Below are 13,911 nucleotides of genomic sequence, written 5' to 3'. Positions count from 1 at the left end.
CCCTTCAACGCGCGTCTTGCGAGGAAATGTAGGGTGATGGCGGCCAGAAACCAACCGGCGACGCCGAGTCCCAGCGACCAGGGACTCAAGGTCAACTGCATATTCCGATGTTGTAGATGTAGCCCGCGACCGGGGTCGCGATACCGACCGTGAAACAGGAGGTCGCAGCCGTATTCAAAGCGGCTGCAAGAAGCTTGATCTGCTCGTTGAAAACGAGATTCATGTGTCGTCCCGCCTACCGGCGTTCGACTGCAACGAACGCCCCGACAGCCGCCAGCAACCATCCCCCCATCAGCGCAAGACCCCCGATGGGCGCGGCCATGGGAAACAGCGGCGTCCCATGAAGCGCCCGCAGGGCGAGGTCGCCGGAGAACAGGGCGAGGCCCACGACGAGGGCGGCGGCGGCGAGCCGCGTGACGGGGCGGTGCGTCGTGCTTGTCGCGGCCAGGGCCACCAGCCCGAGGATGGCGGGGGCGTGGAACAGCAGGAACTGCGCGGCCGTCTTCAGGCTGTCGGCTCCGGCGATGTGCGCCGCCGCCGCGCTCGCCGCGACGCCCAGCAGGCCGGCGAGGGCGCCCAGCGCCAGGAGGATGCGGTCGGGGAGGGTCACGCGCCGCGCTCGGCGAGGAGGCGGGCGACGCTGGCGCGCAGTTCCGGCACGCCGCGGTCGTCGCGGCTCGACGTGATGAGGATCTCCGGATAGGCGGCCGGGCGCTTCGACAGGGCCTCGCGGGTCTTCTCGATGCGCGCCTCGATCTCGGATTTCTTCAGGGCGTCGCCCTTGGTCAGCACCACCTGGTAGCTCACGGCGGCCTTGTCGAGGCCGTCGAGGACGTCGGTGTCGATGCTCTTCAGGCCGTGGCGCGAATCGATGAGCATGAACACCCGGGCGAGGTTGGCCCGGCCCTTGAGGTAGTCGTGGATGAGGTCGGTCCAGGCCTCGACCTTGGTCTTCTCCACCGCCGCGTAGCCGTAGCCCGGCATGTCGACGAGGGTCAGGCGCCCGCCGATGTCGAAGAAGTTGAGCTGCTGGGTCCGGCCGGGCGTGTGCGAGGTCCGCGCCAGGGTGTTGCGGCCGGTGAGCGCGTTGACGAGGCTCGACTTGCCGACGTTGGAGCGGCCCGCGAACGCGATCTCGACGCCCTTCATCGGCGGCAGGGCCACCACGGTCGGGGCCGAGGACAGGAAGTCGGCGGCTCCCGCGAACAGCAGGCGGCCGGCTTCGAGGAGCGCGGCGTCTTCGGCTTGGGACATGGGGTCGGGACCATTCGGAGCGGGCGTATCCGCCATCAGACAGCCGACACGCGAGAAACAGGACGGTCCTCCCCATCGTCAGGACGGGAAGGACCGGTGTGGTGCGGGTGTCGCGCGCGCTGCCCGTAGCAGGCTCGCGTCACACCAGGAGATCAGTTCTTGGCGACCGCGTTCTTGTCGCCGGACTTCTTCCTGAACATCCCCGAGAGGTTGTCCCACAACTCCACCTTTACGCCGTTGCGGCGCATGATGACGTATTGCTGGATCACCGAGAGGGTGTTGTTCCAGGCCCAATAGATCACGAGTCCGGCCGGGAACGAGCCGAGCATGAAGGTGAACACGATCGGCATGAAGGTGAAGATCTGCGCCTGGACCGGGTCCGGCGGCGCGGGGTTCATCTTCATCTGGATGAACATCGTGATGCCCATGATGATGGGCCAGATGCCGAGGTGGACGATGTCCGGGGCGGCGTAGGGCAGCAGGCCGAACAGGTTGAGGAAGCTCGTCGGATCGGGCGCGGCCAGATCCTGAATCCAGCCGAAGAACGGCGCGTGCCGCATCTCGATGGTGATGAACAGCACCTTGTAGAGGGCGAAGAACACCGGGATCTGGATCAGCACCGGCCAGCAGCCGGCCACCGGATTGATCTTCTCCTTCTTGTACAGCTCCATCATCGCCTGCTGCTGCTTCAGCTTGTCGTCGCCGTAGCGCTCGCGGATGGAGGCCATCTCGGGCTGCACGGCCTTCATCTTGGCCATGGACTGGTAGGACTTGTTGGCGATGGGCAGGAACAGGAGCTTGAGGCACAGGGTCACGACCAGGATCGCGACGCCGAAATTGCCGAACAGGTGGTAGAAGAAGTCCAGCGCCCGGAACATCGGCTTGGTGATGAAGTGGAACCAGCCCCAGTCGATCATCAGATCGAACTTCTCGATGCCGAGATCCTTCTGGTAGCCGTTGATGGTGTTGACTTCCTTGGCACCGGCGAAGAGCTGCTGCGTCGCGGTCGCCGTGGCGCCGGGATCGACGACGCGCACGCCGCCGAGCACGCTTGCCTGGTAGACCTTGGTGGCGCCGTCCGTGCGCTCGGTGAAGCTGCCGGTGTAGGGGGCCGCCTGGTCGGGGATCGCGGCCGCCGCCCAGTACTTGTCGGTGATGCCGACGAAGCCGCCGGTGACGCCCGTCCAGGACTTGCCCTTGGTGGCAACGTTGCCGAGCACGGGCTCTTTGGCGAGGTGGTCGTAGGTGTATTCCTGGAGGCCGTCGGCGCCGAGCACGCCGATCATGCCCTCGTGGAGCACGTAGTAGCCCTGCGTCGTCGGCTTGCCCCAGCGCGAGACGAGGCCGTACGGATAGAGGCTGACGGCGGCGGCCCCCTTGTTCTCGACCTCATCGCGGACCGTGAACATGAACTTGTCGTCCACCGCGACGATGCGGCGGAACACGAGGCCGGCCCCATTGTCGAAGCTCAGGGTGACGGGCTTGCCCACCGACAGGGTGGTGGCGTCGGCGGTCCAGATCGTGTCGCTGCCCGGCAGGGGACCGGCATTCTGGCCAACCCAGCCGAATTCGCCGTAATACGGATTGGCCGTACCGGTCGGCGACAGAAGCACGATGCGCGGGCTCTTGTCGTCCACGGTCTCGTGGTAGTTCTTCAGCAGGACGTCATCGATGCGCGCGCCCTTGAGGGCGATGGAACCGGAGAGCGCCGGCGTGTCGATGGTCACGCGGGGCGAGCGGGCGATCACCGCCTCTCGGGGCTCGACGCCACCCTGCGTGCCGCCGGCGGCGCCCGGCAGGGTGCCGGGCACGGGGGCGGCCGGGCCGCCCTCCTTCGGGCTCGCGCTCGGCACGCCGTCGGGCGAGGTCGCGGCCTTGCCCTGGAGCGTGGCCTGACGCTGCTGCTCCACGCGCGGCGCGGCGATGAAGTAGTTCCAGCCGAGCAGAACCGCCAGCGACAGGGCGATCGCGACGATCATGTTCGTCTTGTCATTACCCATCGGTCGGTCCGTCGCATGCGTTGGGAATGGGGGAGGGCGCCGTGGCGCGGGCCGGCTGGGCCGCCTCGGGGCCAGAGGCCAATAGCGGCATCGCGCCCGATGCGCCAGACGTCGCCTTGCCACGACCGCGACGCGAACCGGGGCGTTCGGTGCCGGACGATTCCTTGCGCGCTTGCGGCTTCGTCACGACGGGCACCGCGCGGCGCAGATCTTCGATCAGCGTCTCGAAGGGGGCCGTCAGGGCCGGGCGTCGGGCGACGAGCACAATATCGGCCGGCGGGTTCGGCAGGGCGTCGGCAGCCGCACGCACGGCGGCACGAAGCCGCCGCCGGATGCGGTTGCGTTCCGTGGCGTGTCCGACGCGCTTGGTGATGGTGAAACCGATTCGCAGGCCTTCGGGCGCAGCGACGTCACGCAAAGCCTCGGGTCCCGCGACATTGCGCAACCGACCTTGGGCGGAGAAGCGCTCCGTATGGAAGCGCCGTCCTCCCGCCGCAGCCAGGAAGTCCGAACGTTGGGTCAACCGTCCGATCGTCGACACGGCCGATCCGATCTCGCGGCCCGGGGCCGGATCCATGCGGGACGCGCCGCGCGAAGGCGGCGCGATGCCTTGTTCTCAGGCCGACAGCTTCTTGCGGCCGTGGGCGCGGCGGGCCGCGATCACCTTGCGGCCACCGGCGGTGGCCATACGGGCGCGGAAGCCGTGACGACGCTTACGCACGAGCTTGCTGGGCTGATAGGTTCTCTTCACGGCGCGATCTCCGAATGGCCGAGGATGGGTGCCGCAGGCTTCACCGCCAGTGCAGGCCCCGTCACGCGTCCAGAATGTGTCTGCAAGCGCGAACAGCGCCCAGAAGAGCGCCGCGTCGCGATGGCGCGGCTTATGGCGGATGGCCGGCACGGAGTCAACGCGCGCCCTCCGTTCGGGGGGCATGAAACCGGCGGCTCGGAGGCGCCCAAGTTAAGGTTAATAACGGCTTAAGGGCGCGTCGGCCGGCCTGCGGCGTTAGCATTGCGCAGCATACGGGGACGGCGCCGCCGATGTCCCAGTCCGGGACGACAGGCCGGCCGGTCGCCGCATAGGAGGCACGATGAACGGATTCGACGTCACATTCCGGGACGAGCGGGACTGGGTCAATTTCGGCGACACCTATGTCGGCTCGGATGCCTTCAAGACCCTGTTTCGCGAAGGCATGACCATGGTGGAGGAGGCGGCCGCCTATCTCGACGGCGAGGGCCGCGAGGAATCGCGCCTGATGTCGCGGGACGGCACCCTGAGCTACGCCAGCGAGACCATGCGGCTCACCACCCGCCTCATGCAGATCGCCTCCTGGCTCCTCGTGCAGCGCGCCGTGGCCGAGGGCGAGCTGACGCCCAACGAAGCCCTCGAGGAGAAGACCCGGGTGCGTCTCACCACGCCCGATCCGTTCAAGGCCGACGTGTTCGGCATCCTGCCGGCGCGCCTTCAGGATCTCATCGTGCGCTCGCGCCGGATGCATGCCCGCATCCTGCACCTCGACAACGTGATCACCGACGAGCGTCCGACGCCGATTGCCGTCGCGAGCCCCGTGGCCGCTCAGCAGAGCCGCCTGCTCGCCGCCTTCGGCACGGCGCATTGAAGCCCTGATACAAATGGCCCCAGCCGATTCGCATCGGCCGGGGCGTTTCGTCGGTCGGCGGGGCCGGCGCGTGGTGGCGTCAGGCGACCCGCACCCGCCAGATCTCCTCGGCGTACTCGCGCATGGAGCGGTCGGAGGAGAACCACGCCATCCGGGCGGTGTTCAGGATCGCCGAGCGCCACCACGCCGCCGGATCGTTCCAGGCCGCGTCGACGGCGCGCTGGGCGCGCCAGTAATCCTCGAAATCGGCGGTGAGCAGGTAGCGGTCGTTGTGGACGAGGCTGTCCACGATGGGCCGGAACCGGGCGGGGTCGTCGGGCGAGAACCCGCCCGTCCCGATGAGGTCGAGGGCGGCGGCGAGACGCGGCGAGGCGGCGATGGCGGCCTTCGCGTAGTCCGGCTCATTCATACGGGCCTGCACCCCGGCGGCATCGAGGCCGAAGATGAAGATGTTGTCCGCGCCGACATGGTCGCGGATCTCAATGTTGGCCCCGTCGAGGGTGCCGATGGTCAGGGCACCGTTGAGCGCCAGCTTCATGTTGCCCGTGCCCGAGGCCTCCATGCCGGCGGTGGAGATCTGCTCGGAGAGGTCGGCGGCCGGAATGATCGACTCGGCGAGACTCACCGAGTAGTTCGGTAGGAACACCACCTTGAGGCGTCCGGCCACGTCGGGGTCGTCGTTGACCACCCGGGCGACGTCGCAGGCGAGCTTGATGATGAGCTTGGCCTGGACGTAGCTCGGCGCGGCCTTGCCGCCGAAGATCTTGACGCGGGGCGTCCAGTCCCGGTGCGGCTCGGCCTTGATCGCCTGATAGAGCGCCACCGTCTCGATGACGTTGAGGAGCTGGCGCTTGTACTCGTGGATGCGCTTGATCTGCACGTCGAACAGGCCCGACGGATCGATGACGATCCCCGTGCGCTCGGCCACCACCCGGGCGAGCGCTTCCTTGCGGGCGCGGCGCATGGCCCGGTAGCGGTCCTGGAAGCCGGCGTCGGATGCGTGGTCGGCGAGGCCCGTCAGGAGTTCGGGGTTGTCGAGGACGCCTTCGCCCACGGCCTCGACGGCGAGGCGCGTCAGCTCGGGATTGCAGTTGTGCAGCCAGCGGCGGAAGGTGATGCCGTTGGTCTTGTTGACGATCTTGTCCGTATCGAGGGCGTGCAGGTCCTTGAACACCGTCGAGCGCATGAGGTTTGTGTGCAGGGCGGAAACGCCGTTGACCCGGCGCGCGCCCAGGAAGGCGAGGTGCCCCATGCGCACCCGCTTGCCGTTCGCCTCTTCGATGAGGGACACGGAGGCGAGCTGCGCCGCATCGGCCCGGCCGTGCCGGCCCTGCTCCTCGAGGTGCATCCAGTTGATGAGGTAGATGATCTGCATGTGGCGCGGCAGCACCCGCTCCATCAGCTCCACCGGCCACGTCTCCAGCGCCTCGGGCAGCAGGGTGTGGTTGGTGTAGCCCAGCGTGTTCGTGGTGACGTGCCAGGCATCCTCCCAGTTGAAGCCGTGATCCTCCAGGAGGAGGCGCATCAGCTCCGGCACGGCGATGGCCGGATGGGTGTCGTTGAGCTGGATCGCGGCGTGGTCGGGCAGGGTGCGCAGGTCGCCGCGCTCGGCGACATGCCGGCGCACGAGATCCTGCAGGGAGGCGGAGGTGAAGAAGTATTCCTGCCGCAGGCGCAGCTCCTGGCCGGAGTCCGACGAGTCGCTGGGATAGAGCACCCGCGAGATCGCCTCGACCCGGGCGCGGTCCGCCACGGCGCCCACGTGGTCGCCGCCGTTGAAGCGGGCGAGCTCGACGGGCGCCTCGGCCTCGGCCTTCCACAGGCGCAGGGTGTTCACGTGGCGTCCGCGCCAGCCCACCACCGGCACGTCGTGGGCCACCGCTCGGACGGTCTCGGCCGGGTGCCAGTGACGGCGGATGACGCCTTCGGCGACGGACGACATGGTGACGTGGCCGCCGAACCCGATGGTGTAGGTCGCCTCGGGACGGACGAACTCCCACGGGTTGCCCTCGGCGAGCCAGGTCTCGGGCGCCTCCTTCTGCCAGCCGTCCTCGAGGGATTGCCGGAACAGGCCGTGATCGTAGCGGATGCCGTAGCCGATGGCCGGAATCGACAGGCTCGCCATGCTTTCCATGAAACAGGCGGCGAGGCGGCCAAGGCCGCCGTTGCCGAGGGCCGCGTCGGGCTCGGCGCCCTCGACGGTGTCGAGGCTGACGCCGAGATCGCGAAGCGCCGCGCGCGTGGTCTCGACGAGGCCGAGATTGTTCATCGCGTCCGAGAGCAGGCGGCCGATGAGGAATTCGAGGGAGAGGTAGTAGACGCGCTTGTTCGGCACGCCGTCGCCGCTCGCCATGCAGGCGTCGACGATGCGGTCGCGCAGGGCCAGGGCGGTGGCGGCGAACCAGTCGCGCTCGCGGGCGTTCTGCGGGGTCTTGCCGATGGCGTAGGCGAGCTTGGCCAGGATCGCTTCGCGCAGATCGGCCACGGCGTCGCCCGATGTGGGCGTTACCGGCAATGCCCGGGAGACGGCGGCGGGCGCCCGGTGGACGGCGGCCTGACCGGCCGCATCCTCGCAGGCCTCGGGTGCGATGAGCTTCTCATTCAACACGTGTCGATCCCCCTCGTGCTTTCAGGCGTGCGGCCGGTCGCTTGAACGCGATGTCCCGGGTTGCCGCCGCCATGGGGCGTGATCCTCGGGGCCTCACGGCTGCCACCTGTTCAGTCGTGAGCGGCGGGACGCCGGTCCCGCGATGACGCAAGTGCCGGCATCCGCCTCCGTGCCGAGACCGGACTCCATCGGGCCGGTCCCACCACGCGTCGCATCGAATGCGCACAGGAATGAGACAGGGATAGGTTGAAGGTTCGGTGAATGCGGCGGAAACGCGCATCCTGCCGCCACATTATCGCGAATTCACCTCGTTGTGTATGCAAGCTCTTGCCAAGTGCATACGCGGTGCGGCACGATTGCATAAATAGCCACCCAGGATACGGAGGCGGACCATGAGGGATTGGGCGAGGCAGGGCGCCGCCCGCACGGCGCGGATAGCGGCCGGTGCGCCCTTCGCCCGCGGCAAGGTCGTGGCCGCGTCCGACCTCGCGCCCTTCCTCGAAGCGGTGCTGCGCCCGGGGGACCGGGTCTGCCTCGAAGGCGACAACCAGAAGCAGGCGGACGTCCTCGCCGACGCCCTGGCGGAGGTCGATCCGGGGGTGATCCACGATCTGCACATGGTGCAGTCGGGCATCGTCCTGCCGTCCCATCTCGACGTATTCGAGAAGGGCATCGCGCGCCGGCTCGACTATTCGTATTCCGGCCCGCAGGCGGCGCGCATCGCCCGGATGCTTTACGGCGGGCAGATCGAGCTCGGCGCGGTCCACACCTACCTCGAATTGTTCGCCCGCTACTTCATCGACCTGACGCCGCAGGTGGCCCTCATCGCGGCGGTGAGCGCCGACCGCGACGGCAACCTCTATACGGGCCCCAACACCGAGGACACGCCGACCGTCGTCGAGGCGACGAGCTTCAAGGACGGCCTCGTCGTGGCGCAGGTGGACCGGATCGTCGACCGGGTGCCCCGCGTCGACATCCCCGGCGACCGGGTCCACTTCGTGGTCGAGGCGGGCAAGCCCTTCTACGTCGAGCCCCTGTTCACCCGTGATCCGGGCGCCATCACCGAGACCCAGATCCTCACGGCGATGCTGGCGATCAAGGGGCTCTACGCGCCCTACGGCATCCGCCGGCTCAACCACGGCATCGGCTTCAACACCGCCGCCATCGAGTTGCTGCTGCCGACCTACGGCGAGAAGCTCGGCCTGCGCGGAAAAGTCTGCACCCACTGGGCGCTCAACCCGCACCCGACCCTGATCCCGGCCATCGAGGCGGGCTGGGTCGAGCAGATCCACTGCTTCGGATCGGAGGTGGGGATGGACGACTACATCGCCGCCCGGCCGGACATCTACTTCACGGGGGCGGACGGGTCGCTGCGCTCCAACCGCGCCTTCTGCCAGACGGCGGGGCTCTATGCCTGCGACCTGTTCATCGGCTCGACCCTGCAGATCGATCTGGCCGGCCACAGCTCGACGGTGACCACCAACCGCATCGCCGGATTCGGCGGCGCGCCCAACATGGGGTCCGACCCGCGCGGGCGCCGCCATCCGAGCGAGCCCTGGCTCAAGGCGGGTGCCGAGGCCGATCCCGACACGCTGGCGCCCTTGCGGCGGGGCCGCAAGCTCGTGGTCCAGATCGGCGAGACCTTCGGGGACGGCAACGTCCCCCTGTTCGTGGAGCGCCTCGACGCCCTGGCGCTGGCCGAGAAGCTCGACCTGCCGCTGGCACCCGTCATGGTCTACGGCGACGACGTCACCCACATCGTCACGGAGGAAGGCATCGCCAATCTGCTCCTCTGTCGGAACGCCGACGAGCGCGAGCAGGCGATCCGGGGGGTCGCCGGCTACACCGAGATCGGGCGGCGGCGCGATGCCGGCATGGTCACCCGCCTGCGCGAGCGCGGCGTGATCCGCCGGCCGGAGGATCTTGGCATCGATCCCCTCGACGCCGACCGCAGCCTGCTCGCCGCCCGCTCCATCAAGGATCTCGCCCTCGCGTCCGGCGGCCTCTACCGGCCGCCGAGCCAATTCCGAAACTGGTGACGGGAGAGCGTCCGATGGAACGTCTCAGCTACACCCTCGATGCGCCGATCCCAGCCGGTGGAACCAAGCCCCGCGCCATCGTCGGAATCGTCGCGTCCGGCAACCTCGAAGTCCTGCTGGAGCGGGTGCTGGCGCCCGACCGCTGCACCGTCGAGATCGCCACCGCCGCCCACGGTTTCGGCGAGGTCTGGGCCGCCGTGGTGGCGGATTTCGTGGCGCGGCGCGGGGCGGGCGGCCTGCGCATCGCCATCAACGACGGCGGCGCCCGGCCCGACACCGTCGCCCTGCGCCTCGCCCAGGGCGCGCGGCTCATCGCCGGAGACGCACCATGAATCCCGCCTTCGAGCCCGAAGCCCTGAGCTGGTACGAGGCCAACGCCCGCCAGCGCGTCGCCGCCCTGGTCGATCCCGGCAGTTTTCGCGAGGTCGTCGGTCCCGAGGAACGGGCGACGAGCCCGCACCTGGCCCTGTTCGACCTGCCCGAACAGTTCGACGACGGCATGATCGTCGGCCGTGCGACCTTCGCGGGAGCGCCGATCCTGATTGCCGCCCAGGAGGGACGCTTCATGGGCGGCGCCGTGGGCGAGGTCCACGGAGCCAAGCTCGTCGGCCTGCTCCGTGCCGCCAAGACCCTGAGCCTGGATGTCCTCATCCTGTTCGATACCGGCGGCGTGCGCCTGCAGGAGGCCAATGCGGGCGAGACCGCCATCGCGGAGATCATGCGGGCTCTGGTCGAGGCGCGTCTCGCCGGCTCGCGCGTCGTCGGCCTCATCGGCGGGCGTTCGGGCTGCTACGGCGGCGGCGGCCTCATCGCCGGCTGCTGCTCGGCCCTCGTCGTCACCGAGCAGGGACGCATCAGCGTCACCGGCCCGGAGGTGATCGAGACGAACCGGGGCGTCGAGGAGTTCGATGCCCGCGACCGCGCCCTGGTCTGGCGCACCATGGGCGGCAAGCACCGCTACCTCATCGGCGGCGCCGATGTTTTCGTCGATGACGGGCCGGGCGCGTTTCGCGACGCGGTGCGTGATGTCCTCAAGGCGCCCGGCCGCCTCGACCGCGCGACCCTGGACGCCGAGCAGAGCCGCCTGGAACGGCGCCTCACCCGCTTCGGCGCGAGCACGGACGCCGTCGCGGTCTGGTCGGCTCTCGGGATCGCGGATGCGCCCGCCGTGCCGGGCTTGTCCACGAAAGCGTTCCGCGCGATCGCCACCTGTCGGGAGAGTGCCGATGACGCTCGCTGAGATTCTGGCTGGGCTGTTCCCCGATGGCCACGACGTCGTCGTCACCGATGGATTGATCCTCGGCACCGGCCGCCGAACGGGCGGCGGCCTTGTCCACGTGCTCGGGATCGCCGAGGGCACGCCGCTCGGCATCGACGGCGCTCTGGCGCTGGCGGGCCTGGTGCTGGCCATCGCCCGCTCCGGCGATGGCGCACCGATCCTGATGCTCATCGATTCGGCGAGCCAGCGCATGAGCCGGCGCGACGAGCTCCTCGGCCTCAACGAATACCTCGCCCACCTCGCCAAGGCGCTGATGCTGGCCGAGGCGGAGGGTCATCCGACCCTCGGCCTGCTCTACGGACGCAGCGCCGCCGGCGCCTTCATCGCGACGGCCTTGGCCACGGCCCATCTCGTCGCCCTGCCGGGCGCACATCCGGAGGTCATGGATCTCCCCTCCATGGCCCGCGTGACGAAGCTTTCCCTCGACGTGCTGACGGAAAAAGCCCGTGCCACCCCGGTCTTCGCTCCCGGCCTCGACAACCTCGTCCAGACCGGTGCGATCCACACCGTCTGGGACCCGGAAAAATCCCTGGCGGAGCAGTTGGAGGCTCACTTCTGCGCGCCGCCGGGACCGGGCGACCGGCGCGACCGCCTCGGTGCGGAGCGCGGCGGCCGACCGCGCGCCGCCGTCATCGCCGAGCGGGTCGCGACGCATGTCACCGAGCGTGCCTGAGGCACCCGCGCGCCATCACATGGTCAGGGTCGACCCCGCATCCTGGCGCGCGCATCTCGCCGGGCGACCGGACCTCGAGGGCCTGCCCCTCGTCGCCGACTGGGCCGTGCGCGGCTGGCCCCTGGTGGTGCGCCGGCCCACGGGCGGGGAATCCGGTATTCCCCTCGGCCTGCCCCTGCCGCCGGCTGAGGGCAAACGGCGCCTGTCCTTCCTGATGGAGCCGTCCGCGATTCTCTCCACGGCCCCCCCGCCACGCCTCGCCGCCGCGGCATCCGCCGCCGCTGCGGCCTGGCAGCCGACCTTGCGCCGACTCGTCGACCTCGATCCCGAAACCCGAACCTTCGGCAGTCTCGCCTGGCAGCACCTCACGGGGCTGACCTACCTGTCGCCCACCTCCGACATCGACCTCCTGTGGCACCTCGATGGATCCGCGGAGCGGCTCCTGGCCGGTCTCGCTGCCATCGACCGTGACGCGCCCATGCGGATCGACGGCGAGTGCCTCGGGGCCGGGGGGATGGCTGTCCAGTGGCGCGAACTCGCCGAGGGCACGCCCGAAATCATGGTCAAGGACGCGCGCGGCGTCGCCCTCATGCCCCGCGCGGATTTCCTCGCGGGGGTGGGATGCTGAGCGCGGCGCGGGTCCATCCGCCCGCCATCGGGGCGGAGACCATCGCGGCGCGGGCCGTGGCCTGCCTCCGCCTCGAAGTCGCGACCTATCCGAAACCCGGCCTCGTCAGCCCCAACGATTCCGGCGCCCATGCCGACATGGATGCGGCCCTGCTGAACCGCAGCGCCGAGACCCTGGGACCGTACTTCGTCGCCCTCACCGAGGCCGGCGCGCGGGGCGCCGGCATGGACGCCCTGCGGGCCATCGGCCTCGCGGCCGAGTCAGCGATGCTCGACGCCACCGGCGGGGTGAACACCCATCGCGGCGCGATCTTCGGCCTCGGTCTCCTCACCGCCGCCGCCGGGTTTCGCGCGGCCCGGGGAAGCCGTCGAACCCTCGGCGGCCTCGTCGCCGACCTGTGGGGACCAGCCATCGCGGCCGGTCCGGTTCCCCCGGACAGCCATGGTACCCTCGCCGCCCGCCGCTTCCGGGCCGGCGGGGCGCGGCGCGAGGCGGTGCTCGGGTTTCCGACGATCTACGACGTGGCACGCCCGGCCTTGAACGCAGCCGAAGCCCTGCGGCCGGACGATCCCGAGGCCGCGCGGGTGCAGCTCTGCTTCGCACTCATCGCCAGCGTGGAAGACACCAACCTGCTGCATCGCGGCGGGCCGGCCGGCCTGGCCTTCGCGCAGGGGGCCGCTCGCGCGTTCCTCGTCGAGGGCGGTATCGCCCGATCCGACTGGCGCGCCCGCGCCCGGGCGATCCACGCCGCCTTCGTGGCGCGCAACCTCAGTCCCGGCGGCTGCGCGGACCTCTTGGCCATGACGCTGTTCGTCGACGGCCTCGACCCATGATCCTCAACCCATGACTCTCGCCCAATGACTCTCGCCCTGCTCTGCTCCGGCCAGGGCCTGCAATCGCCCGATCTGTTCGCGCTCACCGCCGAGGCGCCCGCCGCCGCGCCGGTCTTCGCCGCCGCCACGGAGCGACTGGGCCGCGATCCGCGTCGCCTCACCGCAGAGGCCGATCCGGCGAGCCTCTACGCCAACCGCGTCGGGCAGATCCTCTGCGTCACCGAAGCCCTCGCGCTTCACGCCTGCCTCGCCGACATCCTGCCCAAGCGCATCATCGTCGCGGGCTACAGCGTCGGTGAGATGGCGGCCTGGGGCATCGCCGGCCTGTGGATTCCGGCCCAGACCCTCGCTCTCACGGCGGCCCGGGCCGAGGCCATGGATGCGGCGAGCCGCCCCGGCCAGGGGCTCGCGGCGATCCGGGGGCTTTCGCAGGCGGTGCTGGCGCCGCTCCTTCACCGTCACGCCTGCGCCATCGCCATCCGTAACCCGTCCGACCTGTTCGTGGTCGGCGGCGCGGGCACCGCCCTCGACCTCCTTTGCGTGGAAGCACTGGATGCGGGCGCGGCCCGGGCGAGCCGCCTGTCCGTCGCCGTCGCCTCTCACACGCCACTGCTCGCGGAGGCCGTGGCGCCGTTCCGGGCGTGCCTCGACGCGACGCCCCCGAGCCGGCCGGCTCCCGGACGGACCCTCCTCAACGGCACCGACGGCGCGCCGGTCTTCGATCCCGCCCGGTTCCGCGACGCCCTCGCCCGGCAGGTTGCGACGCCCATCGATTGGGCCGCCTGCCTCGAAGCCATCGTCGAACGCGGTGCGACCCGGGTGCTCGAGCTCGGCCCCGGCCATGCCCTGGCCGACATGATGCGGAGTCAGGCCCCGCACCTCGCCGTCCGGTCGGCCGACGCCTTCCAGGGATTGGCGGGATTGCGGGCGTGGGTCGCCGAAGCGTGACGATTGCGCATCCCTGTCGCACAGCGCCTC

At 69.9% G+C, this 13,911-nt stretch carries 15 protein-coding genes; 8 read left to right on the top strand and 7 right to left on the bottom strand.

Annotated features, from left to right (window positions below; genetic code table 11):
* Positions 1–91: 91 nt before the first annotated feature.
* The 6 genes from MKK49_RS24475 to rpmH form a co-directional block, all read right to left on the bottom strand.
* Positions 92–223: a hypothetical protein gene (locus MKK49_RS24475; protein WP_279595355.1), complete on the bottom strand. Its 132-nt coding sequence runs from the start codon at positions 221–223 to the stop codon at positions 92–94.
* Between the two features lie 12 nt (positions 224–235).
* Complete coding sequence (locus tag MKK49_RS06110) at positions 236–610, bottom strand: DUF423 domain-containing protein (RefSeq protein WP_244027155.1); 375 nt, start codon at positions 608–610, stop codon at positions 236–238.
* Positions 607–1,254, bottom strand: a complete 648-nt coding sequence (yihA, locus tag MKK49_RS06105; protein WP_244027154.1) for a ribosome biogenesis GTP-binding protein YihA/YsxC — start codon at positions 1,252–1,254, stop codon at positions 607–609. The genes MKK49_RS06110 and yihA overlap by 4 nt, the downstream gene beginning before the upstream one ends.
* Positions 1,255–1,406: 152 nt before the next feature.
* Entirely contained in the window at positions 1,407–3,254 is a 1,848-nt protein-coding gene (gene yidC / locus MKK49_RS06100; protein WP_244027153.1) for a membrane protein insertase YidC, read from the bottom strand.
* A complete protein-coding gene (gene rnpA, locus MKK49_RS06095; RefSeq protein WP_244027152.1) occupies positions 3,247–3,831 on the bottom strand; it encodes a ribonuclease P protein component in 585 nt (194 codons plus the stop codon). The genes yidC and rnpA overlap by 8 nt, the downstream gene beginning before the upstream one ends.
* A 39-nt stretch (positions 3,832–3,870) precedes the next feature.
* Positions 3,871–4,005 carry a 50S ribosomal protein L34 gene (gene rpmH / locus MKK49_RS06090; protein WP_055947927.1) on the bottom strand — a complete coding sequence of 45 codons (135 nt, stop codon included), beginning with the start codon at positions 4,003–4,005 and terminating at the stop codon, positions 3,871–3,873.
* 340 nt (positions 4,006–4,345) lie between these two features.
* Between rpmH and MKK49_RS06085 the strand changes: the two genes are divergently transcribed.
* The gene (locus tag MKK49_RS06085; protein ID WP_244027151.1) at positions 4,346–4,873 is read left to right on the top strand and encodes a DUF1465 family protein; all 528 of its coding nucleotides are present in this window, start codon (positions 4,346–4,348) and stop codon (positions 4,871–4,873) included.
* Positions 4,874–4,952: 79 nt separating this feature from the next.
* Here the strand turns inward: MKK49_RS06085 and MKK49_RS06080 are convergent, their stop codons facing one another.
* Entirely contained in the window at positions 4,953–7,388 is a 2,436-nt protein-coding gene (locus MKK49_RS06080; RefSeq protein WP_244027202.1) for a glycogen/starch/alpha-glucan phosphorylase, read from the bottom strand.
* 485 nt (positions 7,389–7,873) lie between these two features.
* Between MKK49_RS06080 and mdcA the strand changes: the two genes are divergently transcribed.
* The 7 genes from mdcA to MKK49_RS06045 are packed head-to-tail and all read left to right on the top strand — an operon-like array spanning position 7,874 to position 13,881.
* Positions 7,874–9,520: a malonate decarboxylase subunit alpha gene (gene mdcA / locus MKK49_RS06075; RefSeq protein ID WP_244027150.1), complete on the top strand. Its 1,647-nt coding sequence runs from the start codon at positions 7,874–7,876 to the stop codon at positions 9,518–9,520.
* A gap of 14 nt (positions 9,521–9,534) precedes the next feature.
* On the top strand, positions 9,535–9,852 hold the full coding sequence (gene mdcC, locus MKK49_RS06070; RefSeq protein ID WP_244027149.1) for a malonate decarboxylase acyl carrier protein: 318 nt from the start codon (positions 9,535–9,537) through the stop codon (positions 9,850–9,852).
* Positions 9,849–10,760, top strand: coding sequence for a biotin-independent malonate decarboxylase subunit beta (locus MKK49_RS06065; protein ID WP_244027148.1), 912 nt, complete (start codon positions 9,849–9,851; stop codon positions 10,758–10,760). Before mdcC ends, MKK49_RS06065 begins: the two co-directional genes overlap by 4 nt.
* Entirely contained in the window at positions 10,747–11,472 is a 726-nt protein-coding gene (locus MKK49_RS06060) for a biotin-independent malonate decarboxylase subunit gamma (protein ID WP_244027147.1), read from the top strand. The genes MKK49_RS06065 and MKK49_RS06060 overlap by 14 nt, the downstream gene beginning before the upstream one ends.
* Positions 11,465–12,100 carry a malonate decarboxylase holo-[acyl-carrier-protein] synthase gene (gene mdcG, locus MKK49_RS06055; protein ID WP_244027146.1) on the top strand — a complete coding sequence of 212 codons (636 nt, stop codon included), beginning with the start codon at positions 11,465–11,467 and terminating at the stop codon, positions 12,098–12,100. Before MKK49_RS06060 ends, mdcG begins: the two co-directional genes overlap by 8 nt.
* Positions 12,094–12,933: a triphosphoribosyl-dephospho-CoA synthase MdcB gene (gene mdcB / locus MKK49_RS06050; protein ID WP_244027145.1), complete on the top strand. Its 840-nt coding sequence runs from the start codon at positions 12,094–12,096 to the stop codon at positions 12,931–12,933. The genes mdcG and mdcB overlap by 7 nt, the downstream gene beginning before the upstream one ends.
* A gap of 24 nt (positions 12,934–12,957) precedes the next feature.
* A complete protein-coding gene (locus MKK49_RS06045) occupies positions 12,958–13,881 on the top strand; it encodes a hypothetical protein (protein WP_244027144.1) in 924 nt (307 codons plus the stop codon).
* Positions 13,882–13,911: the final 30 nt, after the last annotated feature.

This window comes from Methylobacterium sp. J-090 (assembly GCF_022829345.1).
In the GTDB taxonomy this organism is placed as follows: Bacteria; Pseudomonadota; Alphaproteobacteria; order Rhizobiales; family Beijerinckiaceae; genus Methylobacterium.
Note: the sequence above shows the minus strand (reverse complement) of the source record. Positions and strands in the feature narration are given on the sequence as shown.

Excerpts from the sequence above, each read along its gene's own strand:
- MKK49_RS06060 (WP_244027147.1), top strand. The coding sequence starts at position 10,747 with ATGACGCTCGCTGAGATTCTGGCTGGGCTGTTCCCCGATGGCCACGAC.
- mdcC (WP_244027149.1), top strand. The coding sequence starts at position 9,535 with ATGGAACGTCTCAGCTACACCCTCGATGCGCCGATCCCAGCCGGTGGA.
- yidC (WP_244027153.1), bottom strand. The coding sequence starts at position 3,254 with ATGGGTAATGACAAGACGAACATGATCGTCGCGATCGCCCTGTCGCTG.
- MKK49_RS06085 (WP_244027151.1), top strand. The coding sequence starts at position 4,346 with ATGAACGGATTCGACGTCACATTCCGGGACGAGCGGGACTGGGTCAAT.
- MKK49_RS06065 (WP_244027148.1), top strand. The coding sequence starts at position 9,849 with ATGAATCCCGCCTTCGAGCCCGAAGCCCTGAGCTGGTACGAGGCCAAC.
- MKK49_RS24475 (WP_279595355.1), bottom strand. The coding sequence starts at position 223 with ATGAATCTCGTTTTCAACGAGCAGATCAAGCTTCTTGCAGCCGCTTTG.
- mdcB (WP_244027145.1), top strand. The coding sequence starts at position 12,094 with ATGCTGAGCGCGGCGCGGGTCCATCCGCCCGCCATCGGGGCGGAGACC.
- rnpA (WP_244027152.1), bottom strand. The coding sequence starts at position 3,831 with ATGGATCCGGCCCCGGGCCGCGAGATCGGATCGGCCGTGTCGACGATC.
- yihA (WP_244027154.1), bottom strand. The coding sequence starts at position 1,254 with ATGTCCCAAGCCGAAGACGCCGCGCTCCTCGAAGCCGGCCGCCTGCTG.
- mdcA (WP_244027150.1), top strand. The coding sequence starts at position 7,874 with ATGAGGGATTGGGCGAGGCAGGGCGCCGCCCGCACGGCGCGGATAGCG.
- MKK49_RS06045 (WP_244027144.1), top strand. The coding sequence starts at position 12,958 with ATGACTCTCGCCCTGCTCTGCTCCGGCCAGGGCCTGCAATCGCCCGAT.